The 26,127-nt window shown below is 68.5% G+C and carries 24 protein-coding genes; 9 read left to right on the forward strand and 15 right to left on the reverse strand.

What is annotated here, in order from left to right; all coding sequences use genetic code 11:
* Positions 1–49: 49 nt before the first annotated feature.
* The 3 genes from H512_RS0107350 to H512_RS0107360 are packed head-to-tail and all read right to left on the reverse strand — an operon-like array spanning position 50 to position 4,444.
* A complete protein-coding gene (locus H512_RS0107350; protein ID WP_026782904.1) occupies positions 50–3,280 on the reverse strand; it encodes an efflux RND transporter permease subunit in 3,231 nt (1,076 codons plus the stop codon).
* Entirely contained in the window at positions 3,277–4,230 is a 954-nt protein-coding gene (locus H512_RS0107355) for an efflux RND transporter periplasmic adaptor subunit (protein WP_026782905.1), read from the reverse strand. Before H512_RS0107355 ends, H512_RS0107350 begins: the two co-directional genes overlap by 4 nt.
* Positions 4,231–4,243: 13 nt before the next feature.
* Complete coding sequence (locus tag H512_RS0107360) at positions 4,244–4,444, reverse strand: YgaP family membrane protein (protein WP_026782906.1); 201 nt, start codon at positions 4,442–4,444, stop codon at positions 4,244–4,246.
* A gap of 169 nt (positions 4,445–4,613) precedes the next feature.
* Here H512_RS0107360 and H512_RS0107365 point away from each other — a divergent pair, with 169 nt between their 5' ends.
* Positions 4,614–5,507 (forward strand): ROK family protein, encoded by an 894-nt coding sequence (locus H512_RS0107365; protein WP_026782907.1) that lies wholly within the window; start codon positions 4,614–4,616, stop codon positions 5,505–5,507.
* Complete coding sequence (locus H512_RS0107370; protein WP_026782908.1) at positions 5,504–6,217, forward strand: copper homeostasis protein CutC; 714 nt, start codon at positions 5,504–5,506, stop codon at positions 6,215–6,217. The genes H512_RS0107365 and H512_RS0107370 overlap by 4 nt, the downstream gene beginning before the upstream one ends.
* Here the strand turns inward: H512_RS0107370 and H512_RS25690 are convergent.
* Complete coding sequence (locus H512_RS25690) at positions 6,189–6,983, reverse strand: helix-turn-helix domain-containing protein (protein WP_053239660.1); 795 nt, start codon at positions 6,981–6,983, stop codon at positions 6,189–6,191. The genes H512_RS0107370 and H512_RS25690 overlap by 29 nt on opposite strands.
* Before the next feature lie 12 nt (positions 6,984–6,995).
* Entirely contained in the window at positions 6,996–7,370 is a 375-nt protein-coding gene (locus H512_RS0107380) for a cupin domain-containing protein (protein WP_026782909.1), read from the reverse strand.
* 190 nt (positions 7,371–7,560) lie between these two features.
* Between H512_RS0107380 and H512_RS0107385 the strand changes: the two genes are divergently transcribed.
* Complete coding sequence (locus tag H512_RS0107385) at positions 7,561–8,427, forward strand: DMT family transporter (RefSeq protein ID WP_026782910.1); 867 nt, start codon at positions 7,561–7,563, stop codon at positions 8,425–8,427.
* A 3-nt stretch (positions 8,428–8,430) separates the two neighbouring features.
* Here H512_RS0107385 and H512_RS0107390 read toward each other — a convergent pair whose 3' ends face one another.
* The 3 genes from H512_RS0107390 to H512_RS0107400 all read right to left on the reverse strand — a co-directional run bounded on the left by H512_RS0107390 (position 8,431) and on the right by H512_RS0107400 (position 11,104).
* A complete protein-coding gene (locus H512_RS0107390) occupies positions 8,431–9,273 on the reverse strand; it encodes an alpha/beta fold hydrolase (protein ID WP_026782911.1) in 843 nt (280 codons plus the stop codon).
* Between the two features lie 23 nt (positions 9,274–9,296).
* The gene (locus H512_RS0107395) at positions 9,297–10,241 is read right to left on the reverse strand and encodes a lactate/malate family dehydrogenase (protein ID WP_026782912.1); all 945 of its coding nucleotides are present in this window, start codon (positions 10,239–10,241) and stop codon (positions 9,297–9,299) included.
* A gap of 83 nt (positions 10,242–10,324) precedes the next feature.
* Positions 10,325–11,104 (reverse strand): SDR family oxidoreductase, encoded by a 780-nt coding sequence (locus H512_RS0107400; RefSeq protein WP_026782913.1) that lies wholly within the window; start codon positions 11,102–11,104, stop codon positions 10,325–10,327.
* A gap of 537 nt (positions 11,105–11,641) precedes the next feature.
* Here H512_RS0107400 and glgA point away from each other — a divergent pair.
* Positions 11,642–13,096 (forward strand): glycogen synthase GlgA, encoded by a 1,455-nt coding sequence (gene glgA, locus H512_RS0107405; RefSeq protein ID WP_026782914.1) that lies wholly within the window; start codon positions 11,642–11,644, stop codon positions 13,094–13,096.
* A 34-nt stretch (positions 13,097–13,130) separates the two neighbouring features.
* Here the strand turns inward: glgA and cydB are convergent, their stop codons facing one another.
* Together cydB and H512_RS0107415 are read right to left on the reverse strand one after the other, a co-directional pair.
* A complete protein-coding gene (gene cydB / locus H512_RS0107410; RefSeq protein ID WP_026782915.1) occupies positions 13,131–14,135 on the reverse strand; it encodes a cytochrome d ubiquinol oxidase subunit II in 1,005 nt (334 codons plus the stop codon).
* Positions 14,125–15,552, reverse strand: coding sequence for a cytochrome ubiquinol oxidase subunit I (locus H512_RS0107415; protein ID WP_026782916.1), 1,428 nt, complete (start codon positions 15,550–15,552; stop codon positions 14,125–14,127). Before H512_RS0107415 ends, cydB begins: the two co-directional genes overlap by 11 nt.
* A gap of 439 nt (positions 15,553–15,991) precedes the next feature.
* Between H512_RS0107415 and H512_RS0107420 the strand changes: the two genes are divergently transcribed.
* Complete coding sequence (locus H512_RS0107420) at positions 15,992–18,325, forward strand: glucose/quinate/shikimate family membrane-bound PQQ-dependent dehydrogenase (protein ID WP_026782917.1); 2,334 nt, start codon at positions 15,992–15,994, stop codon at positions 18,323–18,325.
* 62 nt (positions 18,326–18,387) lie between these two features.
* On the opposite strand, the gene nirK is transcribed toward H512_RS0107420, so the two are convergent.
* A complete protein-coding gene (gene nirK / locus H512_RS0107425; protein WP_026782918.1) occupies positions 18,388–19,518 on the reverse strand; it encodes a copper-containing nitrite reductase in 1,131 nt (376 codons plus the stop codon).
* A gap of 226 nt (positions 19,519–19,744) precedes the next feature.
* On the opposite strand from nirK, the gene katE reads away from it, so the two are divergent.
* From katE to H512_RS0107440, 3 genes are all read left to right on the forward strand, one after another.
* Positions 19,745–21,856, forward strand: a complete 2,112-nt coding sequence (gene katE / locus H512_RS0107430) for a catalase (RefSeq protein WP_026782919.1) — start codon at positions 19,745–19,747, stop codon at positions 21,854–21,856.
* 7 nt (positions 21,857–21,863) lie between these two features.
* Positions 21,864–22,472, forward strand: coding sequence for a cysteine hydrolase family protein (locus H512_RS0107435; RefSeq protein WP_026782920.1), 609 nt, complete (start codon positions 21,864–21,866; stop codon positions 22,470–22,472).
* Positions 22,473–22,562: 90 nt separating this feature from the next.
* Positions 22,563–22,772 (forward strand): hypothetical protein, encoded by a 210-nt coding sequence (locus H512_RS0107440; RefSeq protein WP_026782921.1) that lies wholly within the window; start codon positions 22,563–22,565, stop codon positions 22,770–22,772.
* Positions 22,773–22,917: 145 nt separating this feature from the next.
* On the opposite strand, the gene H512_RS27330 is transcribed toward H512_RS0107440, so the two are convergent.
* A complete protein-coding gene (locus tag H512_RS27330) occupies positions 22,918–23,088 on the reverse strand; it encodes a hypothetical protein (RefSeq protein ID WP_169507137.1) in 171 nt (56 codons plus the stop codon).
* On the opposite strand from H512_RS27330, the gene H512_RS0107450 reads away from it, so the two are divergent.
* On the forward strand, positions 23,075–23,869 hold the full coding sequence (locus H512_RS0107450) for a beta-galactosidase (protein WP_026782922.1): 795 nt from the start codon (positions 23,075–23,077) through the stop codon (positions 23,867–23,869). The genes H512_RS27330 and H512_RS0107450 overlap by 14 nt on opposite strands.
* Here the strand turns inward: H512_RS0107450 and H512_RS23020 are convergent.
* From H512_RS23020 to fucU, 3 genes are all read right to left on the reverse strand, one after another.
* Positions 23,866–24,324 (reverse strand): hypothetical protein, encoded by a 459-nt coding sequence (locus H512_RS23020; protein ID WP_053239661.1) that lies wholly within the window; start codon positions 24,322–24,324, stop codon positions 23,866–23,868. The two genes, H512_RS0107450 and H512_RS23020, sit on opposite strands and share 4 nt — an antisense overlap.
* A 128-nt stretch (positions 24,325–24,452) precedes the next feature.
* Positions 24,453–25,511 (reverse strand): LacI family DNA-binding transcriptional regulator, encoded by a 1,059-nt coding sequence (locus H512_RS0107460; RefSeq protein ID WP_026782923.1) that lies wholly within the window; start codon positions 25,509–25,511, stop codon positions 24,453–24,455.
* A 180-nt stretch (positions 25,512–25,691) separates the two neighbouring features.
* Complete coding sequence (fucU, locus tag H512_RS0107470; RefSeq protein WP_026782924.1) at positions 25,692–26,126, reverse strand: L-fucose mutarotase; 435 nt, start codon at positions 26,124–26,126, stop codon at positions 25,692–25,694.
* Between the last annotated feature and the right edge of the window lies 1 nt (position 26,127).

Raw genomic sequence — 26,127 nt, forward strand, 5'->3', positions numbered from 1 at the left:
CCGGGGTTCGCCCGCCAATAGCGAAAAACGCCGCCGGCAACAACGGCCGTCAGCTTCGGAGCAGCCGATAGATCGCCGGAATGACCAGCACGGTGAGCAGCGTCGACGATGCCAGGCCAAACAGCAGGGAGATGGCGAGCCCCTGGAAGATCGGATCGGTCAGGATCACCGCCGCGCCGATCATCGCCGCCAGCGCCGTCAAGAGGATCGGCTTGAAGCGGATGGAACCGGCCTCGATCAGGATGTCGGAGAGCGGCCGCCGCCTCACATGCGGCACCCCCTCCGCGTCCTTCACCGTCACCTCGCGCGGCGCGTGGCGGATGAAGTCGACCAGCAGGATCGAGTTGCGGACGATGATGCCGGCCAGCGCGATGAAGCCGATCATCGACGTCGCCGTGAACGGCGCATGGAACAGCCAGTGGCCGCCGAGGATGCCGATGAAGGTCAGCGGGATCGGCGTCAGGATGACCAGCGGCAGCTTGAACGAGCCGAACTGCGCCACGACGAGGATGTAGATGCCGAGCACGGCGATGGCGAAGGCGGCGCCCATATCGCGGAAGGTCACCCAGGTCACCTCCCACTCGCCATCCCACAGCAGCGTCGACTGATGCTCGTCGGAGGGCTGGCCGTGCAGGGCGATGACCGGCTTCTCAAGGCCGGTCCAATCCTGTCGGTCGAGCGCCTCCTGCACCGCCAGCATGCCGTAGAGCGGCGCCTCGAAGGCCCCGGCCAGTTCCGCCGTCACCATCTCGGCGAAGCGGCCGTTGTGGCGGAACACCGGGTAGGACGCTTTCTCCTCGCTCACATGCACCACGTCGCCAAGCTCGACGACGCCACGGTCGCCGGGCAGCACGTTGGCGGGGATCGGCGTGGTCAGCGCCGTCTCGTCGAGCACCTTGTCGCCCTTCGGCCGCTCGACGACGATCGGGATGGCCGCCCGGCCGCCGCCGCGATGCGAATAGCCGACCGTCGACGAACCGCCCAGAATGGCCAGCGTGTCGAACACGTCGCTCTCCTCGACGTGGAAGAAGTCGAGATCGTCGGTGGAGATGGTGGCCCGGAGACGCCGGGCCGGCACGCCGAACGAGTTGTCGATATCGACGACGAACGGCACCTCGCGGAAGGCGGCTTCCACCTTTTCGGCCGTGCGGCGGCGGGTATCGGCGTCGGGGCCGTAGATCTCGGCGAGCAGCGTCGCCATCACCGGCGGACCGGGCGGCGGCTCGACCACCTTCAGCGACGTGCCGGCCGGCACGGTGAGCGCTATCACGCGTTCGCGGAGATCGAGGGCGATGTCGTGCGACGCCCTGTGGCGATCGCCCTTCGGCGTCAGGTTGACCTGCACGTCGCCGAGCTGCGGCTCGGCGCGTATGTAGGAATGGCGAACGAGGCCGTTGAAGTTGAACGGCGCCGCCGTGCCGGCGTGCGTCTGGACGGACACCACCTCCGGCAGATCGAGCGCCACCCTGGCCACCGCCTGCGCCACGGCGTCGGTTGCTTCCACCGACGCCCCCTCGGGCAGGTCGATGGTGACGGCCAGCTCCGCCTTGTTGTCGAAGGGCAAGAGCTTCACGGTGACGTGCTTGGTGTAGAAGAGGGAGAGCGAGCCGAGCGTCAGCACGCCGACGGCCAGCAGGAAGACGAGGCTCCGGCGCTTGCTGGCCAGGATCGGCCGGGCCACGGCGGCATAGCCCCGGCCCAGCACGCCACCGGCGCCGCCGCCCTCGTGGGCGTGATGCACCGGCCCGTGGCCGGCCACCTTCAGCATCAGCCAGGGCGTGACGATCACCGCCACGAAGAAGGAGAAGATCATCGCCGCCGAGGCGTTGGCCGGAATGGGGCTCATGTAGGGGCCCATCATGCCGGAGACGAACAGCATCGGCAGCAGCGCCGCGACGACGGTCAGCGTCGCGACGATGGTCGGATTGCCGACCTCGGCGACGGCTTCGATCGCCCCGTCGCGCCGGCTCTTGCCGCCGCCCAGCGCCCAGTGGCGGGCGATGTTCTCGATCACCACGATGGCGTCGTCGACCAGGATGCCGATCGAGAAGATCAGCGCGAACAGCGACACGCGGTTGAGCGTGTAGCCCATCACCTTGGCGGCGAACAGCGTCAGGAGGATGGTGACCGGGATGACCACGGCCACCACCACCGCCTCGCGGAAGCCGATCGCCACCCAGACGAGGGCGATGATCGACAGCGTGGCGAGGCCGAGGTGGAACAACAGTTCGTTGGCCTTCTCGTCGGCCGTCTCGCCATAGTCGCGCGTCACCTCGACGCTGACGCTGTCGGGAATCACCCCGCCTTCGAGGCTTTCGACGCGGGTGAGGATGGCGTGGGCGACGGTGACGGCGTTGGCGCCGGCCCGTTTGGCGACGGCCAGCGTCACCGCCGGCCGGCGTTCGATCGAGCCGTCGGCGGCCTTGCTGACGGTGGAAACGTAGAGGTCGGCGGTATCCTGGACGAAGGACACGTCGGCGACGTCGCGCACGTAGACCGGCCGGCCGTCGCGCGTCGTCAGGAGAAGGTTGGCGATCTCGGCCGGCGATTGCAGCGTCTCGCCGGCCACCACCTGGATTTCCTCGCCGCCCTGCCGCACCGTGCCGGTCGGGAACGACCGGTTGGCGGAAGTGACCTTGCCGGCCAGTTGTTGCAGCGTCACGCCGTAGAGGGCGAGCCGGTCGGGGTCGGGCGCGACGCGGATGGCGTCGCCGGTCTCGCCCACCAGATAGGTGAGGCCGACGTCATCGACCTTGGCGATCTCCGAGCGCAGCTCGCGGGCGACGCGGGTGAGATCGGCGGCGGTGACTTCGGCGGCCGCCCCCGGCTTCGGCGACAGCGTCAGCGTGACGATGGCGACGTCGTCGATGCCGCGTCCGACGATGCGCGGCTCGGGGATGCCGACCGGCATGCGGTCGAGATTGGCCCTGATCCGGTCGTGGACGCGCAGCACCGCCGCGTCGGCCGATGTGCCGACCAGGAAGCGGGCGGTGACCATCACCTGCTCGTCGCGCGTCTGCGAGTAGACGTGCTCGACGCCGGGAATCGCCTTGACGATGGTCTCCAGCGGCTCGGTGATCAGCTTGCCGGCATCCTCGGCCTTCAGGCCGGGCGCCGAGACATGGATATCGACCATCGGCACCGAGATCTGCGGCTCCTCCTCGCGCGGCAGCGTGACGAGGGCGACGAGGCCGACCGCGAAGGCGGCCAGCAGGAACAGCGGCGTCAGCGCCGAGCCGATGAAGGCACGGGTGAGATGGCCGGCAATACCGAGCTTCATGGCAACACCACCGCATCGCCGGCGGCAAGGCCGGACAGGACTTCCACGTCGTCGCCGTGCCGCTCGCCGAGCACCACCGTGCGGTCGAATTCGCCGCCGGCCGCGGCGACGCGTAACGTGTCGATGCCGGAGCGGCTGGTCACCGCGCTGGCCGGCACCATCATCGCCGGCCGCGAGCCGACCGGCACCCGCACCAGCAGGCGGGCGTCGACGAAGGCGGTCGGCAGATCGGGCACGTCGACGTCGGCGGTGACGCGGCCGCCCTGGATCAGCGGATAGACCTTGACCAGCCGCCCGGCGAGGCTGCCCTCCGCCGTCTCGACGGCGAGCGAGGCGCCCTCCTCAAGCAGCGAGGCGTGCCGCTCGGGAATGGACAGGCGCAGGAAGAAGCCGCCGCCGCCCAGCGTCGCCACCGTCTCGCCGGCCATCACCACCGACCCCCGCTTCGAGGCAAGCGTCAGCACCCGGCCGGCGGCCGGCGCCAGCACCTCGCCCTCGGCACCCTGCTGCAGCACCACCTGCCGCTGCGCTTCCGTGGCGGCGATCTGGTTGCGGAAGACATCGACCTGCGTCGAAAGCTGGTCAAGCCGCTGGCTGGTGGCAACGCCCCGATCGACCAGCGTCTGGCCGCGCTTCAGCTCCGATTCGGCGTTCTGAAGCTGGGCGGCCAGCGCCTTGAGCTGGGCATCGAGCGCCGACACCTGGAAGGCGATCTTGTCGTCGCGCACCGTGGCGATGCGCTGCCCCGCCGTAACGGTATCACCCTCCGAGACGTCGAGCGACACCAGCGTGCCGCCGATGCGGGCGCGGGCGGCGAGAGCGTCGCGCGCCTCGACACGGCCGTAGACCGCCTTCCATACGGGGACAGCCACCGGTTGCACGACCAGCGTGCCGGCCGGGGCGGCGGTGACGAGGCCGAGCGACAACAGGACGGCGAGGACGAGACGCATGACGATTCCCCGATCAGAAAGCGGCGCCGGGGCGAACGCCCAACTTGCGGAAGACGATCGCCGCCGGACAGAAGCCTGTGAAAGCCGATTGCAGGAGGTTAAGGCCGACGAACACTGTCAGCCATACGAAATAAGGCGACACGTAATAGGTGAGCAGCAGCGACAGCAGCAGCATGCTGCCGGCGAAGGCGAGAACGACACGATCAAGGCTCATGGGACATCTCCATCAAAACGTATATTATAATATACTCATATAATAGGAAAAGCAAGGGGCAACCATAAGGAGTTGCCCTCATTCCGGCCGACCGGTCGCCGCGGCCGCGCCCGTCGCTTTCCGCTGCGCTTTGGTGATAGCTTCGCCCGCGAATCTCGGAGAGGAATGCATGGTCATCGCTTTCGACATCGGCGGCTCGAAAATCGCCGCGGCGCGGGTTGGCGCCGATCTGGCGGCGGTCGAAATCGGCCGCCTGCCGACGCCTATCCACGACTACGGTGCCTTCTGCGCCGCCATCGGCAAGCTGGCCGGGCCGGGCGACGAGCCGATCGGCATCTCGATCGCCGGCGTGGTCGATCCGCGCGACGGGCGGCTCACCGTCGCCAACATCCCCTGCGCCGACGGCCGGCCGCTGGCCGCCGACCTGGAGGCGCGACTCAAGCGCCGCGTGCGCGTGCTCAACGACGCCAAGGCGTTCGCCCTGGCCGAAGCTGCCGTCGGCCTCGGCAAGGGCCATGCCGCAGTGTTCGCGGCGATCATCGGCACCGGCATCGGCGGCGCCTTCGTGCTGAACGGGCGGCTGGTGATGGGCTCGACCGGCAGCGCCGGCGAGTGGGGCCACGGCCCGGCGGCGGCCAACCGCACCGGCGTCTCGCTGCCGATCGTCCGCTGCGGCTGCGGCCGGCCCGGCTGCGTCGACACCATCGGCGGCGCCCGCGGCCTCGAACGCCTGCACAAGCACCTGTCGGGCCTGGAGGCGGACAGCCCGGCCATCCTTGCCGCCTGGCAGGCCGGCGAACCGGCCGCCGTCCGCACCCTCGACGCCTATCTCGACGTGGTCAGCGGCGCGCTGGCCAATGCCGTCAACATCCTCGACCCCGACATCGTGCCGATCGGCGGCGGCCTGGCCCGCAACCCGGCGCTGATCGCCGCCATCGACGCCGAGGTTCGCGCCCGCGCCCTCGGCATGCGCGGATCGGCGCTCTGCGTGCCCACCGAGACCGGCCCGGAGAAGGGCCTCGTCGGCGCGGCGCTGCACGTCATGGAGACGGCGCAGCCATGACCGTCCGTCTCGAAGTCTGCATCGACGACGTCGCCGGCCTCGACGCCTGCGCGCGCGGTGGCGCCGACCGCGCCGAGCTTTGCTCGGCGCTGGACCTCGGCGGCCTGACGCCGTCGCCCGGCCTGATCGCCGCCGCCGCCAGGGCGTCGGTGCCGGCCCGCGCCATGATCCGGCCGCGCGCCGGCGACTTCCGCTTCGGCGAGGCCGAGGTGGAGGTGATGCTCGCCGACATCGCGGCGGTGCGGGCGGCCGGCCTCGCCGGCGTCGTGCTCGGCGCCGCGACGGCGGCGGGCGAACTCGACCGGCCGCTGCTGGCCCGCCTCGTCGCGGCGGCCCGCGGCCTCGGCAAGACGCTGCACCGCGTCGTCGATCTCATGCCCGACCCGGTCGTTGCCGTCGATATCGCCGTCGATCTCGGCTTCGACTGCATCCTGACCTCCGGCGGCGCGCTCCGCGCCGAGGACGGCGCCGCCGTCATCGCCGCCATGGTGGAGCGGGCGAACGGCCGCATCGCCATCATGGCCGGCAGCGGCGTCGCCCCCGGCAATGCCGCCGCCCTCCGCCGCGCCACCGGCGCCGGCTGGCTGCACGCCTCATGCGCCAGCGCCGAGCCCAGCGGCGGCGACATCCGCCGCTTCGGCTTCGGACCGGCCGAACGGCGCCGCACAGACCCCGACCGCATCAGGGCGCTGAAGGCCGCCGCCGGCTGACGGCGGAACTTCGCCGCACCTGCCGCGCCCAGAGACCGGGCGGCACTCCCATCAGCCGCCGGAAGGCGCGGCTGAAATGGCTCTGGTCGGCAAATCCGAGCGCCGCCGCCGCGTCGGCGATGGCCGCGCCGCCGAGAATGAGGCGCCGCGCCAGACGGAGCCGCGCTTCGAGCCGGTGCTCGGCCGGCGTCAATCCATAGAAGCGGCGGTAAAGACGGTGCAGGTGGAACGGCGACAGGCCGACCTGCCGGGCCAGGGCGGAGAGGTCCAGCGGCCGGCCGAGGTCGCCGGCGGCGACGCGCCGGGCAAGCCGTACCGGCCGGCAAGCGCCTGGAGGCGCATCGCGCGAGGCCATCAGCGGGCCGGTCAACTCCAGCAAGGTCGAGACGAGCGGCCCGATGTCGGCATCGCCGGCCTCCGCCGCGCCGTGCAGGGCGTCGAAGGCGTCCGACCACGCCCGGTCGCGAACGATTCCCGCCGTCCAGCCAGGGATGGCAAAGGCGGCCGGATCCACCGCGACGATGCGATGGCCGCCGCCGGTGGCGGCCGATAGGGCGTGCGGAACGTCGGGCGGGATGACGAAGCCGTCGCCGGCCTGCAGCCGCCACGTTTCGCCGGGCAGCGTCAGGACCCGGCTCCCGGCATCGACCCGGCCGGCCACCAGCGAGCGGTGCGCGTGCATCGGCGTCGCCGGGGCGCTGCCCGCGCAGCGGACGGTGCCGACGCGCCCCGTGCCGTCGAGCCCGTGCCGAATGATCGCCGCCACGTCTCTGCCCCGTCAGTTGATTGCCGGCGAGAACAACGCCATCAGCACCATACCATCGGCGCCGGCGACGATCGAGTGCGGCCGCCCGCGCGGGATCACCATCAGCGCGCCCGGCGCGTAGGCCACCTGGTGGCCGTCAAGCTCCGCCCGCCCGTCGCCGGACACCACGAAATGCTGCTCGGTCTGCCCGTCGTGGCGGTGCGACAGCATGGCGCCACCCGGCGCGATCCGCACCATCAGCGTCGAGAAGGCGCCGCCGGTGGCTGTTCCCACGACGAGCGGCTTCAGCTCGACGCCGGGGAAAGCCGGATGGGCCGACCAGCCGTCGGCACCAGATGTCGGAGCGGCCCTGTTTCCCTCGGCCAGCCGTTCGGTCATCGTCGTCATGATCATCTCCATCCGGCAGCATGCGGACATGACGAAGATAGCCGGCGGCGCGCCTTGCGGATTGGACGATCTTGCTTTTTTGGCGATTGCCGCCGCTTGCGAGCCGCCCACCCCTCGCCTAACCTTGACGGGACTGAGTCCGGCGGCACAGGGACGCGATACGGGACTCCGCGACACTGGGGGATCCTTCGTGGCCATCAGCGACAACATCAGGGGCGCCGTGCTTACCGTCTGCGCCTTCGGCATCTTTTCGTGCGCCGATACCGTCGTCAAATTCGAGAGCCAGTTCCTGTCGGTTCCTGCCGTCACGGCGATGGTCACCGGCGCGGCGACGCTGTTCGTGGCGCTCTACGCAGTTCTCAAAGGCGAGGGTCGCACCCTTCTGCCGGCAACGCCGGCCTTCACGCTCGGCCGCGGCGCGCTCCTGGCCAGCGAGACGGCGATCATCTACTACGCCTTCTCGGTCATCCCGCTCACCGATGTCTACGTGCTGACCTTCCTGACGCCGATCTTCGTGTCGGTGATCGCCGTGCTCGGTCTCAGGGAACGGCCGTCGCCGCTGGTGGCGGCCGGCGTGGCGCTCGGCTTCGTCGGCGTGCTGGTCGCCTTCCAGCCCGGCGCCATGGGCCTCAGCCTCGGCCATATCGCCGCCGCCGGCTCGGCGCTGATCTTCGCCGTGACGCTGGTGATGATCCGCATCGCGCCGCCGCGCGAATCCGACCTGGCGCTGGTGATCAGCCCCTTGGCCATCCTGGCGATCGGCAGCGGCCTAGTCACCGCGTTCAGCGGCGGCTTTCCGGCCATCACGGCCGGCGAAGCGGCGATCCTGCTGCTCGGCGGCGCCTGCCTGTTCGCCGGCAACCTGTTGATCGTCCGTGCCTATCGCCTCGGTGCCGCCTCGTTCCTGGCGCCGTTCCAGTATTGCCTGATCTTCTGGGGCGCGCTGGCCGGCTGGCTGGTGTTCGGCGCCTCGGTGGAGCTGTTCACCTGGATCGGCGCGGCGATCATCATCGCTGCCGGCCTGATGGTGCTGAAGGCCGAACGGGCGCCGGCCTGAGCCTCAGACCGTCCGGAGGAAGGCCAGCATCTCCGCCGCCAGCACAGGCAGCTCCGGCGGCGGCAGTTCGTGGCCGACGCCGTGCAGCACGGTGAACCGCGCGCCGGCGATGCCCTCGGCCAGCGCCCGGCCGTTGACCAGCGGCAGCACCGGGTCCTCGGCGCCGTGGATCACCAGCACCGGCTGGCGGATGTCGCGGAAGCGGCCCGTCCAGTCGCCGTCGAGCGCCAGCCGGCTATGGTTGAAGGCGGCGGCGATCGTGCCGGTGCGATCGAGGACGCGCTCGATTACCGCCCGTTCGCCCCTGGCGTCGAAGCCGTGACGGGAGCCGGCGCAGAGCAGCGATCCGTCGAGGAGGAAGCCGGCCACCGCCGCCCGGTCGCTCCAGTCGAGCGTCGCCGCCTCGTCGAAATGCGCCATGACGGCGTCGGAGATATGGGAGAGCGGCTCGCCGTCCCAGCCGAGCGGCTCGCTGGCGATCAGCGTCAGCGACCGCACCCGTTCGGGCTGCGTCAGGGCGGCCATCTGGCCGATCAGGCCGCCGAGCGACATGCCCACAACATGCGCCGCCGGCAGATCATAGCCGTCGAGCACGGCGAACAGATCGCCGACCATGTCCTCGACCGTATAGCCCGGCTCGCCGGCCGGGCCGGTGGTCGACTGGCCGGTGTCGCGGTGATCGAAGCGGATCACCCGGAAGCCGCCGGCGGCGAGGCGCCGGCAGAGCGCGTCCGGCCAGCCGAGCATGGAGGCGGTCGCCCCCATCACCAGCACCAGCGCCGGGTCCTCCGGCGCGCCGAAGCTCTCGGTCATCAGCGAAACCGGTCCGTTGGCCACCTGTTTCATCGCTGCCTCCCTGTTCGTTCCCGTCAGCCGGTCCGCCGCCCCTCGGCCTCATCGAGCAGCGCCAGCACGTGGGCGTGCGACGCCTCGAAGGCGGCCTGCTCCTCGTCGGTGAAGCGGCAGGCGACGACGCGCTCGCGGCCGGCCCGGCCGATGACAGAGGGCACGCTCATCACCACGTCGGAGACGCCGTATTCGCCGTCGAGCAGCGTGCCGACCGGCAGCACCGAGCGTTCGTTGCCGGCGATCGCCCGGATGATGCGGAACACCGAAGCGGCGATGCCGTGGTTGGTGTTGCCCTTGCCGGCGAAGATGTCGAGACCGATCTGCAACACCCGCCGCCGGACCTCGGCGCGGTCGATCGGCGGCAGGCCGTTGAGCTGGCAATAGCTGTCGACGTCGAGGCCACAGACGTTGCAGAGGCTCCACGGGATGAAGCCGGTGTCGCTGTGGTCGCCGAGAACCCAGCCGAAGATGTTCTTCGGGTCGATCGCCACGTGCTCGCTGACGATGCGCATGAAGCGGGCGGTATCGACGATGGTACCGAGGCTGATCACCCGCTCCTTCGGGAAGGAGGAATGACGCAGCACCACCTGCACCAGGATATCGACCGGATTGGTGACCATCAGCACGATGGCGCCGGGCGAGGTCTTCTCCACCTCGGCGATGATCGACCGCATGATGGCGCTGTTGATGCGGGCGAGCGCGTCCCGCGTCTGGCCGGCCTTGATCTGGGCGCCGGCGGTGATCACCACGATGTCGCTGCCGGCGGCGTCGGCGTAGTCGCCCGAAACGAGGCGGGGGTTCTGCGCGTAGATGAAGGACGTCGTATGCGAGAAGTCCCAGATTTCCGCCTGCGCCTTGGCCACCGCCTGGTCGATCACCACGATCTCCGAGGCGATGCCGCTGTTGAGGAGATGGCCGACCACCTCGGTGCCGACCGCCCCCATGCCGATGACCGTGATCTTCATCGCCGCCCCCGCCGCTGCAACCGCTGACCGAAGTCTAGATCACGTTCGCGGCGGCGGGGCAATTGCCGGGATGTCGCAACGCGTCAGCGCAAAAGGCCCTGGCCGCCGTCGATCCACACCGGGGTGCCGGTGATGTGGGTGGAGGCGTCGCCGACCAGGAAGGAGATCAGCCGGGCGACATCCTCCGGCTGGCCGGGATCGCCGCCGGTGATCGGTATCTCGCCTTCCGGCCACTCCACGGGAACGGCGGTCTCGTGCTCGCCGCGCACCGTCGTGTTGTCGTCGATGCTGGTCTCGATCGCTCCCGGACAGACGGCGTTGACGCGGATGCGGTAGCGGCCAAGCTCCAGCGCCAGTTGCTGGACCATGGCAAGCTGGGCCGCCTTGGTCGCGGCATAGGCGGTGGCGCCGGGGGTGGTGAAAGTGCGCGTGCCGTTGATCGAGGAAACGATGACGATCGCCCCGCCCTCGCCGCGCTTCATGTGCGGCACCGTCGAGCGCAGCGTCAGATAGGTGCCGCGAAGGTTGACGGCGATCGTCTTGTCCCACTCCTCGGGGGTGATGTCCTCGATCGGTGCCCACGTGCCGTTGATGGAGGCGTTGGCCACCACGGCGTCGAGCCGGCCGAAGCGCTTGACGAGGCGGGCGATGGCCGCTTCCATCTCGTCCTCGCGGGAGATGTCGGCGTCGAGCGTCTCGGTGTCGGCGCCCGCATCCCGCAGCAGCGCCGCCACCTCGTTCAGTTCCGATACCGTATGCCCGAGCAGGCCGACGGCGAAGCCGTTGCCGGCCAGCTCGATGGCGGTGGCCCGCCCGATGCCCGAACCCGCTCCCGTCACCAAGGCGACTTTTCCTGTGCTCATGTCCCCCTCCCAACCGTTTTGCGATGGATCGCAGCCCGACGCTCCGTCCGGTTGCATCGGCGCTGCCTTTTGACCTCGCTTCTAGTGGCCCCCGACCTTTTGTGATGCCGGCCCCCGTCTTCCGGCGCAGGACTCACTGGAGTATGATGCTCGCTGGAATCTCCACTTGCTGGTTGTACGCTTTTCAGCGTTTGACGGTTCCCGCGTCCAGAAATCCGTCCGGTCTGTTTCGATTTCCCGGCACACCTCGATCGGCGAGCGTTCAGGCTTCTCCTGTCGTCGGTCGAACCGCGTTGCTCGACGATTGTTCCCTTGCGTCTGCTTTCCCCCATTTCACGGGGAACAAATTCATGACGGCCCAGTTGCGCAATGTCGTTTGGGGCGAGGGATTGCAGCCCGTCGTCCGGCAGGGAGAGGTTGATGCAGTTGACCCGGAAAATCGAAACCCCCGAACCGGACGGCGACGACAACAGGGCCTTCCGCCTGGTCTCGCCGGATGCCGGACGCGACAATCGCCCGGTCCGCCTGTTCGAGCCGCTGACCATCCTTGCGGTGGCTTCGGAAGTGTTCCCGCTGGTCAAGACCGGCGGGCTGGCCGATGTCATCGGCTCGCTGCCCAAGTCGCTGCTGCCGCAGGGCATTTCGACGCGGACGCTGATCCCGGCCTATCCCCTGGCGCTCGCCAACTGCCGGCGGCGGGAAGCGATCGGTCGCCTGTCGGTACTCGGCGCGGACGCCACGGTCTGGCGGGGCCATTGCGAGGGACTGGAGTTGCTGCTGCTCGATTGCCCGGAGCTGTTCGAGCGGCGCGGCGGTCCCTATATCGACGGTCACGGCCGCGACTTTCATGACAACTGGCGGCGCTTCGCCGTCCTGTCGGCCGCCGCCGCGCAGATCGCCGCCGAGGGCATCGGCGGCTGGCGGCCCGACGTCGTCCATCTGCACGACTGGCAGGCGGCGCTCACCGCCGCCTACATGCGGGCGGCCGGCCTCGATCTGCCGATCGTGCTCACCATCCACAATCTCGCCTTCCAGGGCCAGTTTCCGGCCGGAGTATTTCCGGCGCTCGGCCTGCCCGACCATTTCTCAAGCGTCGACTGCCTGGAGTATTACGGTGACATCAGCTACCTGAAGGCCGGCATCCGCCTCTCGGATGCGGTGACCACCGTCTCTCCCACCTACGCCCGCGAAATTCTGACCGAGGAGCAGGGCATGGGCATGGCCGGCGTGCTCCAGTCGCGGCGGCAGGTGCTCTCCGGCATCGTCAACGGCATCGACCAGACCATCTGGAACCCGTTCACCGATCCCCACATTCCGCAGAACTACGACGCGCGCAGCATCGACCGGCGGCGGGTGAACCGGACGATGATCGAGCGGCAGTTCGGCCTGACGCCGGGCGACGGGCCGATCCTCAGCGTCATCAGCCGCCTGACATGGCAGAAGGGTATCGACCTCCTGGCACCGCTGGTCTCCGGCATCGTCGAGCGCGGCGCCCGGCTGATCATCCTCGGCGAGGGCGACCCCGGCATCGTCTACGGCCTACTGGAGCAGGTGCGGCAGCATTCCGGCCATGTCGTCATTCACGTCGGCTACAGCGAGGAGTCCGCTCATCTGCTGCACGCCGGCAGCGACATCGTGCTGCAACCGTCGCGTTTCGAGCCCTGCGGCCTCACCCAGCTCTATGCGCTGCGCTACGGGGCCATCCCGATCGTCGCCCGCACCGGCGGTCTGGCCGAGACGGTGATCGACGCCAACGAGGCGGCGGCATCGGCCGGCGTGGCCACCGGTTTCAAGTTCCATCCCGGCTCGTCCGACGATCTCTACCACGCGATTCACCGAGCGCTGACCGCCTTCGACAATGTCGATTTCTGGCGTGAATTGCAGACGCAGGCGATGCGCACCGATTTCGGCTGGAGCCGCAGCGCCGAGCGTTACGCCCGGCTCTACCGGCAGCTCGTCCGCAGCCGCGTGGCGGCGCGGCGGGAAGCCTGAGCCGTTCAGCCCGCGTCAGCCGGCTGCGCCTCAATCAGTGGTAGCCTTCCCCCGGCCGCACCTTGCCGCGGAACACCCAGTAGGCATAGGCCGTGTAGATAAGGATGATCGGGATCAGCACCGCCGCCCCCACCAGCAGGAAGGCAAGGCTGGCCTCAGGCGCGGCGGCCTCCGCGATGGTCAGCGACGGCGGCACGATATAGGGATAGAAGCTGATGCCGATGCCGGCATAGCCGAGCACGAACAGGCCGAGCGCCGCCAAAAACGGCTGGAGGTCCTTCTCACGGTTGAGGCCGGACAGGATGGCGGCGGCGGCCGCCAGCACCAGGAGCGGCACCACCACGCTGAAGATCACCGTCGGGAAGCTGAACCAGCGGCCGAGATAGTGCGGCGCGATCAGCGGCGTCCACAGGCTGAACACCGCCATGCCCGCCAGCGTCAGATAAGTGGCCGGCCGGGCGATCTGCCGTGCCCGGGCGGCGAGGTCGCCGGTGGTCTTCATCGCCAGCCAGGTGGCGCCGAGCAGCGCGTAGCCGACGACCAGCGACACGCCGGTCGCCACCGAGAAGGGCGTCAGCCAGTCCCACCAGCCGCCGGCATAGGCACGGTCGACCACCGGGATTCCCTGGATCAGCGTGCCGAGCGAGATGCCCTGCATGAAGGCGGCGATCATCGAGCCGCCGGCAAAGCCCCAGTCCCATACCCTCAGCCAGCGCTTGGTGCGCCAGCGATACTCAAAGGCGACGCCGCGGAAGATCAGTCCGAGCAGCATGGCGATCAGCGGCGCGTAGAGCGCCGGCAGCACCGTGGCATAAGCCAGCGGGAAGACGGCGAGCAGGCCGCCGCCGCCCATCACCAGCCAGGTCTCGTTGCCGTCCCACACCGGCGCCACGGTGTTCATCATCGTGTCGCGGTCGCCCTTGTGGCGGAAGAACGGGAACAGGATGCCGATGCCGAGATCGAAGCCGTCCAGCACCACGTAGGCGAGTACCGAGAAGGCGATCAGAAAGGCCCAGACGAAAGCGAGGTCAATGCCCATCGGTATCTCCCTGCAGTTTGGGCTGCGCCGGACCGGGCGTGATGCCGGCCGTTCTGACCGGCCCCTTGTCCAGCTCCTCCTCCGCCGTATCGACCGTTTCGGCCGGCAGACGCGCCAGCAGGCGGAAGATGTAGAAGACGCCCGCCCCGAACACGAAGAAATAGACCAGCATGAAGGCGATGAGCGAGGCGGCGACGGCCGGCGTGGCGATCGGCGACACGGCATCGGCCGTCAGCAGGTGGCCGTAGACGAGATAGGGCTGGCGACCGACCTCGGTGGTGATCCAGCCGGCCAGCACGGCGACAAAACCGGCCGGCCCCATGGCGACGGCGGCCCTGAGCAGCCAGCGATCCTCGGTGAGCCGCCCGCGCCACCAGGCGACGGCCGACCACAGCCCCAGCAGCAGCATCGCCATCCCGAGCCCCACCATGACGCGGAACGACCAGAAAACCACCGCGACGGGCGGCTGCAACTCGTCGGGAATGGTGTCGAGGCCGGCGAGCGGCTCGTTCCAGCCGTGCTTGAGGATCAGGCTGGAGAGGCCGGGGATCGATATCTCGTAGTCGACGCGCTTGTTCGCCTGATCGGGCAGGCCGAACAGGATCAGCGGCGCGCCGTTGGGATGGCTGTCGAAATGGCCCTCCATGGCCATCACCTTCGCCGGCTGGTGTTCCAGCGTGTTGAGGCCGTGCTGGTCGCCGGCGAAGATCTGTAGCGGCGCCACCACCGCCACCATGCCCATGGCCATGGCGAACATGGTGGCGCTGCGGCGCGGCGCCAGCCCGCGCAGCAGGTGCCAGGCGCCGCAGGCGCCGACCGCCAGCGCCGTGGTGAGATAGGCGGCGAGCACCATGTGCACCAGGCGGTAGGGGAAGGACGGATTGAAGATGACCGCCCACCAGTCGAGCGGCACGAACTGGCCCGCCTCGTTGATGCCGAAGCCGGCCGGCGTCTGCATCCACGAATTGGCGGCAAGGATCCAGGTGGCCGACAAGAGCGTGCCGAGCGCCACCATGCCGGTGGCGAAGAGGTGCAGGCCGGGGCCGACACGCTTCAGGCCGAACAGCATGACGCCGAGGAAGCCCGCCTCAAGGAAGAAGGCGGTCAGCACCTCGTAGCCCATCAGCGGCCCGATCACCGGCCCGGCCTTGTCGGCGAAGCTGCTCCAGTTGGTGCCGAACTGGTAGGACATGACGATGCCGGAGACGACGCCCATGGCGAACACCACGGCGAAGATCGTCTTCCAGAACTCGAACAGCTCCTCGTAGACCTGCCGCTTGGTGATCAGCCACAGCGCATTGAGAACGAACAGATAGCTCGCCAGCCCGATGGTGAAGGCGGGAAAGAAGATATGGAAGGAGATGGTGAAGGCGAACTGAAGCCGCGCCAGCAGCAGCGCGTCGAAGTGCTCAAGCATGACACGCGCCCCTTGCCTTGCCGCCCGGTCCGGACGATCGGCGAAGGGCCGGAGAAATGCGGCTGGCGGACATGGTCAACCTCCCGAGAACCGATACGGGTGTAACCCGTATCCGCCGTTCGGGTTCCATGCCGATGCGTCCGGCGCCAAAAACAAACCACCACCGCGCCGGCCCGCCAGCCGCGCGACAGGGGTTGCCCCCTTTCCGACTGTCGACGCGGCCGCGATGCCGCCATCCGCATCGCCACGACGACCGGCGCGGCAAGGATGATCGACGGCGGCGGACTTTCCCTCCTCTCGCCATGGATTGATACCAGCGGCCCAACCCCGCCTGCCCCGGTTTGTTCCGGCGCCCTGCCCGAAAACCGCGTTGTGATGGAACGAAAAGCCGCCTCGGCGCTTGTCTAGGCACCGCCATCCGTGCCGGAGCGACCGCGCAATGATCATCTTCACCGTTTTTCTGATGGGTCTGTTCGGACTGATCCTTCTGGGAGGCGGATTGAATCTCCTCCTCCTCGGCGGCAGCGCCTACTACCTGATCGCCGGCATCGGCCTGCTGCTCACCGGCTTCCTCCTCTACCGCCGCAATGCCCATGCGCTGACCGTCTTCGCCGTGGTGCTGCTCGGCTCGCTCGGCTGGGCGCTGTGGGAAGTCGGCTTCGACTGGTGGCAACTCGGCCCGCGCGGCGGCGTGCTGGTGCTGCTGGGCATCTGGCTGATGCTGCCTTTCGTGCGGCGGCGGCTCGATGGTGCCGCAGTGTCGCCGCGCCTGTCGGCCGCGCCGGCCCTGATGCTCGGCGTGGCCTGCCTCGCCTCGGCGGCCGTCGCCGGCGGCTCGATGTTCGTCGATCGCTACGACGTCGCCGGCCGGCTGCCCGACCGCCAGACCCCGACGGTCGACCACGGCGGCAACGTGCCCGACGGCGAATGGTGGCAATACGGCCGCACGCCCTACGGCCAGCGCTATTCGCCGCTCACCCAGATCAACGTCGGCAACGTCGGCTCCCTCAAGGAGGCCTGGCGCTATCAGACCGGCGACGTCAAGCAGCCGGGTGATGTCGGCGAGACCACCTATCAGGTGACGCCGCTCAAGGTCGGCGACACGCTCTACCTCTGCACGCCGCACAACTGGGCCATCGCCCTCGACGCGACGACCGGCAAGCAGAAATGGAAGTACGACCCCAACGTCGGCCTCAACCCCGACCGCCAGCACCAGACCTGCCGTGGCGTCACCTACTATCGCGACACCGCCGCCACCGCCGGCACAGCCTGCGCCGAGCGCGTCTACCTGCCGACCTCCGACGCCCGGCTGATCGCCCTCGACGCGCAGAACGGCGCCGTCTGCACCAGCTTTGCCGATGGCGGCACGCTGCATCTCGAAAGCGGCATGAAGTACCAGCCGAAGGGCTACTACTATTCGACATCGCCGCCGGTAATCGCCGCCCGCAAGATCATCATCGGCGGCGCCGTCAACGACAACTATTCCACCGAGGAGCAATCCGGCGTCATCCGCGCCTTCGACGTCGACAGCGGCGCGCTGATCTGGAACTGGGATTCCGGCAATCCCACCGAGACGCTGCCGTTACCAGCCGGCCAGACCTACACCACCAACTCGCCCAACAGCTGGTCGGTGTTCAGCGTCGACGAGACGCTCGGCCTCGTCTACATCCCGCTTGGCAACCAGGTGCCCGACCAGCTCGGCATGGGCCGCAGCGAAAATGTCGAGAAATACTCATCGTCGATCGTCGCCCTCGACATCGATACCGGCCGCGACCGCTGGGTGCGACAGACCGTTCATCACGATCTCTGGGACATGGACGTACCGGCCCAGCCGGCTCTCCTCGACCTGACGCGTCCCGACGGCACCACCATCCCGGCGCTGGTCGGCCCGACCAAGCAGGGCGACATCTACGTGCTCGACCGGCGAACCGGCGAACCGATCCTGCCGGTGACGGAGGTCCCCGCGCCGGGCGGCACCATTCCGGAAGACTTCTCGTCTCCCACCCAGCCACTGTCCAGCCTCACCTTCACGCCCCCGCCGCTTCAGGAGAAGGACATGTGGGGCGTCACCATGTTCGACCAGCTGGCCTGTCGCATCCGCTTCCACGAGTTGAACTATGCCGGCCGCTACACGCCGCCGTCGCTGAAGGGCTCGCTGATCTATCCCGGCAACTTCGGTGTGTTCAACTGGGGCAGCGTGGCGATCGATCCCGAACGGCAGGTGATGTTCGGCATGCCGACCTACCTCGCCTTCACCTCGCGCCTGGTGCCGCGCGCCGAGGTTCCGCCACGCGGCCAGGACGAGAAGGGCAGCGAGCAGGGCCTCAACCGCAATGATGGCGCACCCTACGGCGTCTACATGGGGCCGTTCCTCGGCCCGTTGCAGATCCCGTGTCAGGCGCCCCCGTGGGGCTACGTCGCCGCCGCTGATCTCACCACCGGCCAGATTATCTACAAGCACCGCAACGGCACGGTCCACGACATGACCCCCCTGCCCTTGCCCTTCGAGGTCGGCGTGCCCGGCATCGGCGGCCCGATGATCACCAAGGGCGGCGTCGCCTTCCTGGCGGCGGCGGTCGACAACTATCTGCGCGCCTACGATCTCTCCACCGGCCGCGAACTGTGGAAGGGCCGGCTGCCGGCCGGCGGACAGGCGACGCCGATGACCTACGCCCTCGACGACGGCCGCCAGATGGTGGTGATCGTGGCCGGCGGTCATGGCTCCATCGGCACCAAGCCCGGCGACTACGTCATCGCCTATTCGCTGCCCTGAGCCTCGTGCATCCGGACCGGGCCGCCGTCCGCCTCACTGGCGGGCGGCGGCCCGTTTTCCGTTCAGCCCTTGATCGGCCCCGGCGCGCTGACCTGGGTCATCAGGTCGTGGTTCCAGGCGCCTTCCACCTTGACGTGAGCGGTGGCGCCAAGCTGCTCGGCCTTGATCAGGTTGTGGTCGACGTAGTTGTAGATGCCCGGCTGATGGAAGGTATAGACCATCGCTCCGGCGCTGCCGCCGCGGATGAACCAGGTCTCGAAATCGCGCTGCGGCGGGTTGGAGAACTTGCCGTGCTCCCAGACCCAGTCGGCGTGGCCGCCGATCAGATGCGGCCGGCAGTCCATCATGGCCGACGAGTGGATGAACAGCACCGTCTCACCGACCTCGGCGGTCATGGCGTTGTCACCCGTCAGCGAGCCGACCTTGCCGTTGAACACCGTGTGGGTGGGGATGAGCTTGGTCATCACCTCCAGCGTGTCGGCGAAGGCATCGCCGGCGCTTTCGTAGCTGCGATAGGCGCCATTCTCGTCGCGCGGCACGTAGAGATCGAACTCGCCGATCGTGTAGGCGCGGTCATAGTGGATCGGCTTGCCGGCAGCATCCTTCAGGCCGTCGCGCGGCAGCACCATGATCGCCCCGCTCATGCCGGACATCACGTGCCAGGAGATCATGCCCGGGGGAGCGCAGTGGTAGATGAACACGCCGGCCCGCGTCGCCTTGAAGCGTAGCGTTGCCTGCTCGCCGGGGTTGACCAGCGTCAGCTGCGCGCCGCCGAGGGCACCGGTCGCCGCGTGAAAGTCGATGTTGTGCGGCATGCTGTTGCTGTCGGGGTTGATCAGGGTCAGCTCGACATAGTCGCCCTGGTGCACCACCATGGTCGGGCCGGGCAGCGAGCCGTTGAAGGTCAGCGCCTGAAACGACGTGCCCTCGCCGTCGATGACGATCTCCTTCTCGGCGATGGTCATGCTGAACTCGACGATCTTCGGCCCGCCCTTGGCCACCTGATCATGCTTCATGACGTTCGGCGGCGGCACCAGTTCGGCCTTGACGCGCGGCAGCTTGGCAAGCGCCCTGGGGTCGGCGACGGTACCGCCGGTGGGATCGTCGGATTCGTCGAGGGCGAGCGTCGGAGTGGCCGAAACCACGGCGGCGACGGCGGCGGCGCCGAAAAGAGCGGAACGACGGGTCAGCATGGTCTGTCTCCTTGTGCGCGATGACTGCAGAGGAAACCCCGCTTCGCGCGTTCTGTTCCTTGGCAGTCGCCTCTCCCGGCCGCTTCCAATCGATTATTCTCGCCTCTTTGCGGAACAAAATCCGGCACCTCGGGTTCTACCGTCCATTGCAGGACGGGGGAGCACGGCAGGAAAGGACCCATATCCGCCACGCACCCTCGGCCCGACCAGCGAGGGAGCGACGGACATGGCCAGGAAGGCGACGGCAGAGACGCGGACCACGGCGAAGGTGCACGACCAGACCCTGAAGCGGGGCGAAGGCGGCGAGTTGCACCAGATACAGGCGGGCGATATTCCGACCCTCACCACCGCGCAGGGCGCCCCGGTCGCCGACGACCAGAACACGCTGAAGGCCGGCGCCCCCGGCCCCGGCCTGATCGAGGACTTCCACTTCCGCGAGAAGATCTTCCATTTCGACCATGAGCGCATTCCCGAGCGCGTGGTGCACGCACGCGGTTACGGCGCCCACGGCTATTTCGAGACCTATGACTCGCTTGCCGATATCACCCGTGCCGACATCTTCCAGCGGCCTGGCGAGAAGACGCCGGCCTTCGTGCGCTTCTCGACGGTGGCCGGCTCCAAGGGCTCGTTCGACCTCGCCCGCGACGTGCGCGGCTTCGCCGTCAAGCTCTATACGAAGGAAGGCAACTGGGACCTCGTCGGCAACAACATCCCGGTGTTCTTCATCCAGGACGCCATCAAGTTCCCCGACGTCATCCACTCGGTGAAGCCGGAGCCCGATCGCGGCTTTCCGCAGGCCCAGTCGGCGCATGACAATTTCTGGGACTTCATCTCCCTGACGCCGGAATCGATGCACATGGTCATGTGGATCATGTCCGACCGGGCGATTCCCCGCTCCTTCCGCTTCATGGAGGGCTTCGGCGTCCACACCTTCCGCTTCCTCAACGCGCGCGACGAATCGACCTTCGTCAAGTTCCTGTGGAAGCCCAAGTTCGGCCTGCAATCGGTCGTCTGGAACGAGGCGGTGAAGATCAACGGCGCCGACCCGGACTTCCACCGCCGCGATCTCTGGGAGGCCATTCACGCCGGCGATTTCCCCGAGTGGGAACTCTGCGTGCAGCTGTTCGATCAGGAGTTCGCCGACAGCTTCGACTTCGACGTGCTCGACCCGACCAAGCTGATCCCCGAGGAGATCATCAAGCCGCGTCCCGTCGGCCGGCTGGTGCTCGACCGCATGCCCGACAACTTCTTCTTCGAGACCGAGCAGGTCGCCTTCATGACCCAGAACGTGCCGCCGGGCATCGACTTCTCCGACGATCCGCTGCTGCAGGGGCGCAACTTCTCCTACCTCGACACGCAGCTCAAACGGCTCGGCAGCCCCAACTTCACGCATATCCCGATCAACGCGCCGAAGTGCCCGTTCCACCATTTCCAGCAGGACGGCCACATGGCCATGCGCAACCCGGCGGGACGCGCCAACTACCAGCCCAATTCCTGGGGGGAAGGCCCGCGCGAGGACCCGGAACGCGGCTTCCGTTCCTTCCGCCAGCCGATCGACGCGCCCAAGGCGCGGCTCAGGCCGGAAAGCTTCGCCGACCACTACAGCCAGGCGCGGCAGTTCTTTAACAGCCAGACGGTGACCGAGCAGAAGCATATCGCCATGGCGCTGACCTTCGAGCTGAGCAAGTGCGAGAACCCGCTCATCCGCGAGCGCATGGTCTCCCACCTCCTCAACATCGACGAGGCGCTCGGCGCCACCGTTGCCGACAAGCTCGGCATCGACAGGCTGCCCAAGCCCGCCGATCCCGCCGTGCCGCCGCGCGACGACCTGCCCGCCTCGCCCGCCCTCAGCATCATCGAGAACGGCCCGAAGAATTTCGCCGGCCGCAAGCTCGGCGTGCTGGTCAGCGACGGCTGCGACGGCAAGCTCCTCGAAGCGCTGCGCGCGGCGATCGATCAGGAGGGCGCGACGACCGAGCTGATCGCTCCCAAGGTCGGCGGCGTCGTCACCGCCGACGGTACCCACCTGCCGGCCCGGCACATGATCGACGGCGGCCCCTCGGTGCTGTTCGACGCCGTGGCGCTGGTGCTGTCCAAGGAAGGCGCCGCGATGCTGGCGAAGGAGGCGGCGGCGCGCGACTTCGTGGCCGATGCCTTCGCCCACTGCAAGTTCATCGCCTTCAGCGCCGAGGCCGCGCCGCTGCTCGAAAAGGCCGGCGTGGCGCCCGACGCCGACGAGGGCCTCGTCCGCCTCGACCGGTCCGCCGCGGTGGCCGCCTTCGTCGAAAGCTGCCGCAAGCTGCGCCTCTGGGCGCGCGAGGCGGCGGTGAAACTCTGAGACGGCGATGGGCGACCGGGGCCTTGTCCACGGCCGGCTGGGCGCCGGCAGCCTGCACCTCTGCGTCGACATGCAGCGGTTGTTCGCGTCCGGCTACCCATGGGCGGTGCCCTGGCTGGAGCGGGTGGTGCCGGTGATCGAGACGCTGTGCGCCCGCCACGCCGAGCGCACCCTGTTCACGCGCTTCGTCCCGGCCGACCGGCCCGGCGAGGGGCGCGGCGGCTGGGCGCGCTATTATCGGCGCTGGGCCGAGGTGACGCTCGAAGCCATCGGCAGCGACGCCGTGCGCCTCGTTCCGGCCCTCGAACGCTTCGTGCCGCCGGCTCGCGTGCTCGACAAGCGCGTCTACGCGCCATGGACCGAGGGGCGACTCGACGCCCTGCTGGCCGGCTCCGGTATCGACACGCTGGTCATCACCGGCGGCGAGACCGACGTCTGCGTGCTGGCCACGGCGCTTGGCGGCATCGACCGCGGCTATCGCGTCGTCCTGGCGAGCGACGCCCTGTGCAGCTTCTCCGACGACACCCACGACGCGCTGATGGAGCTTTATCTCACCCGCTTCAGCGAGCAGCTGGAGGTCGCCACCACCGAGGAAATCCTCGCCGGCTGGCCCTAGACGCAGGCAATTGGGGCGGGAACCCGCAACCATCTCGCGGGTTGGAAATCCAGCAAGCCCGATCCGTCCACTCTCGAACGGGAGAGCCCCATGACCAGCCGCCTGGAAACGCTCGAGGACGAGTATCGCGACTATCTCATCGAGAGCGGCGAGCCGCCCGAACAGGTGCTCCGCCTTACCGCGCGCGACTTCGTCGATCGCAACGAGGCGCTTGCCGACCCCGGCCAGCGCCTCGGCGGCGACCTCTGCGATCCCCGCATCACCGAAATGGCCGCCCTTCTGGCCGGCTACCGGTCCTGACGCCCGCCGAGGCATATCAAACCCCCACCTTGGGCGCCTGCCTCGGCCAACTTGCCCCTCGCGTGTCCCGGATACACCGGCACGCAGGGGTATTCTTTTTTGCGCGCGACCAGCGCAAAAACCGGCCTCAGCCGCCCGGCGAGCGCTAGAAATCGAAGATGCCTTGCGTCGCCAGCGCAGCCGCGCCGCGCGCCCAGGAACCCGGCACCCCGTCCGGCAGCAACTCCGGCTTTGCGAAGAACACGCTGCCCTCCATCGCCCGCCGGATCGGCCCGATCAGCGCTTCGCCGAACTGCATCGCCTTGCCGCCGACCACGATCACCTCGGGGTCGAACAGGTCGACGAGATCGGCCGCACGGCCAGCCACGGCTCGCGCCAGCACGCCGGCAGAGCGAGCCCGGTCTACCGCGTACAGCCGCCGCATCACCTCGCCGCCGGCCGAGCACTATCGCGACAACCCGCATGTCATCGGCTGGCAGGCCGACAACGAACTGAACACCACCGTCTCCACCTCCTATTCGGAGGCCACCTCACGCGAGTTCCGCCGCTATCTCCGCCGCCGCTACGAGGAGGCGACCCGCTTCGCGTCCGACATCACCCGCATCAAGGGCGACCTCATCGGCACCTCGTTGCGCATGGACGTCGGCATCGCCGGCGCCGACTTCGACAACCACGTCATCCGGACGCAGGCGCCCCGGTTGAGTCTCGCGCGGCTGTACGGCATCCGGGTCGAGAAGTGCGGCCGGGTGGCCGAGCCCCGCTCCGACGGCCTGTTCCCGCTGCCGCCCGCTGAAGCCGGGTTGAACGAGCCGGCAGAGCGTTTCCCGGCCGGCTCGACGGCGCGCCGCTACCGCTTCACGCTCGGCCACCGCGAACGCGAGGCGGCCCATCTCTACGAGTTGCTGGACACGCACGGCGATGTCGGGCTGCCCGGCCGCTGGAGCAACCGCCTCGCAAGCGGTCGCGCCGCCGTCACCAGCCGCGAGGTTGGCGCCGGGCGGGCGGTCTACGTCGGCACCGATCTCCTGACCGGCAAACCGGTCGACGGCACCTTGCCGCTCGAAGCCCGCGGCTGCGCCGTCGTCCGGCTGGGCTAGATGCCCTCGACCGGCTGCGACAGGGACATGCGCGGCGCGTCCATCTTCGGCGAGAACACCACCGCCGTCACCGGCACGTCGCCTTCGGCAACCGGCACGAAATGCGCCTTGCCGGCGGCAATGTTGAGCTGGGTATCCGGCTGGATGCGGACGATTTGCAGCGTGTCCTCGTCGACGGTGCCGTCCGTCACGTCGGCGAAGGCCATCAGCGCCGTCCCCGAGACGAAGAAGAAGCCCTCGTCGTCGTCATGCGTCTCGAGTTCGCTGAACACGGGCGTGTGCTTCCAGGCGCGCAACACGCCGCCGCTCACCTCCGAGCTATGGAAGGAGGCGACGAGCGGCGTCGCCTTCCAGACGAAATAATCCTCCTTGTAGGGATCGAAGTCGCGTTCGGTGACGACCGTGACGCCCTTGATGGCGGTGTCGGCGATGTCGGTGATCCTGACTTTCCTCATGTCTTTCCTCCCTTGCCCCGACGGCGGTCTTTGCAAAGCCGCCCTCGTCCTCGATGATCACGCAATACTAAAACGTATTAGTATATGGATGAAATGAATCCCTCGGGGGCCGGTCGCCGGCGGCCGGTTCAGCCGTCCGGCGAGCGGTCCTCCGTGCCGGTCGGCACCATCAACTGGTAGGGAACGGAAACGGTGACGCCGGTATCGAGCGGCGCTCCGGAGCGGAACAGGTCGAAGGCCGCCCGCATGATCCCCTGCGAGTCCTGCTTGACGCTGAAGATCTTAAGGTCGGTCAGCAGGCGCATGTAGGGATGGTAGTCGAACACGCCATAGTGGATGTGGCGGCAGAGTTCCGATGCCTCGGGGAAGAAGCGGATCAGCCCTTCCATCGGCAGGATCGAGTTGACGAACATGCCGCCGACGTCGTCGTGCTCGCGGAGATGGCGGCTGATGATCTCGTAGGACGCCTCGGCGTCGAACGGCGACCAGATCACCTGATCCTCGGAGAACGGCAGGCCGGCCTCGGCGAGCGCCGCCTTGAAACCCTCCAGTCGCAGCCAGGTCACCTTGTGGTTGGCCATGCCGCCGAAATAGTAGATGCGGCCGCCCCGCCCCTCGCGCGCCATCGAGGCGATGACGGCGCGGCCAAGCTCCAGCGCCGCGCCGAAGTTGTCGGTGCTGACGGTGTTGCGGTCGTTGGCCTCGGCATCGATGAAGATCTGCCGCGCGCCGCCGTTGGCGCCCAGCGCCGACACTTCCTCGATCTCCATCGGGTTGGCCACGAAGACGCAGTCAACCTGCTGCGACAGAAAGTAGCGCATGGCGCTGAGTTCTTCCGCCCGCTCGTATTGGGTGACCGAGATCAGCGCCAGCTTGCGCTCAGCGCGCGCCAGCGCCTCGAAGGTCTCCGCCATCTCGCCGAAGAAGTGGTTGCGCAGCGTCGGCACCATCAGGCCGAGGATGTCGGTGCGGCCGGCCCTCAGGTTGCGGGCGTGCAGGTTCGGCTGGTAGTTGAGTTCCCGCGCCTTGGCGAGGATCAGGTCGCGGGTGTCGTTGGAGATGTTGAAGTCGCCGGCGCGCCCGTTCAGCACCATGCTGACCGTGGTGACGGAAAAGCCGGTGACCTGCGAGATCCCCTTGATCGACACCGGCCGCGTGCCGGAGGATTTGGCCTTCTCATCCCGCATCGGGTCAGCAACCTTTCAGGCGCGACAGGACGATGTCGCGAAGCGCGCTTGCCGGATCATCCGCGTTCGCGCGTCGGCATCGACCGAAAGGGCCGTATATCCTTCCATCCGGACGCATTCAAGTTGCCGCAGGCGTCGGCCGCCATGCGGTGATGCGTCCGGGGCCGGTATCCGGCCGTTTCAGTCCACCGGCGTCACGCCCTTCTTCAGGATGATGTTGCCGTATTTCGCCGTCTCGCCGGTCAGCACCACCGCGAAGGCGGCCTTAGCCCGATCGTAGAAGGCGAAGCGCTCGATGTGCCGGGTGGGCGGCGCGTCCGGGGCCTGACGCTCGATCGCCGCCCGGTAGCGGGCGAGCACCGCCGGATCCAGCGTGTCGCCGGGCACCGCCGCCATCATGACGATAGGGTCGTCGACGTAAGGGTCGAGCACGAAGAGCGGCAGGATCGCCTCGATCAACGCGGGTATGGCGAGGCCGTCGGCGCGGATCACCCTGCTGTTGCAGGTGTCGCCGGGGAAATGGGCGTCGGCGAGAACGATCTCGTCGCCGTGCCCCATGCGATGGAGCGTCGACAGGAGATCGGGGGAGAGAAGCGGGGAAATGCCGCGCAGCATG

Origin of the sequence: Pleomorphomonas koreensis DSM 23070 (assembly GCF_000425185.1) — a bacterium.
GTDB lineage: Bacteria > Pseudomonadota > Alphaproteobacteria > Rhizobiales > Pleomorphomonadaceae > Pleomorphomonas > Pleomorphomonas koreensis.